We start from the raw sequence: 505 nt of genomic DNA on the forward strand, positions 1-505 counted from the left end.
GTATCCGCGCCGGCGCCCAACGGCGGCGGGACCTCGCAGACCGGTGAATACCCGATCGTGGTCGACACCACGCCGCCCGCCGCCTCGATGAACGAGGTCCTGATGGATGGCGTGGGTGACGTGACGGGGCCGATCGCCAACGGCGCGACGACGGACGACGCCTCGCCGATCTATACCGGCCGTGCCGAAGCGGGAGCGACCGTGACGATCCACGACGGCGGCAAGGTGATCGGTTCGACCGTGGCGGGCGAGGACGGCAACTGGACCTTCCGTTTCCCGCAGGCGCTGGCGGACGGCCCGCATCGCCTGTCGACGACGGTGACGGACCGGGCCGGCAACAGCAGCGCGCATGGCGAAGCGCATGAATTCACGGTGGACACCAGCCAGCTGGCGATCACGATCACCCAGGTGGTCGACCATGTGGGTGTGTCGCAAGGTGCCTTGCAGTCCGGCCAGCCGACCGACGACCGGCAACCGGAAGTGATGGGCAAGGCGCGCGCGAATT

General features: G+C 68.9%; 1 protein-coding gene. It reads left to right on the forward strand.

Going from position 1 to position 505, the window contains the following annotated elements; all coding sequences use genetic code 11:
* Positions 1-505: Ig-like domain-containing protein (locus tag HWX22_RS31455; RefSeq protein ID WP_175917013.1), on the forward strand; the 505-nt coding region annotated here is incomplete at both ends.

It is taken from the genome of Burkholderia sp. BCC1638, assembly GCF_902833195.1.
Classification (GTDB): Bacteria; Pseudomonadota; Gammaproteobacteria; order Burkholderiales; family Burkholderiaceae; genus Burkholderia; species Burkholderia diffusa.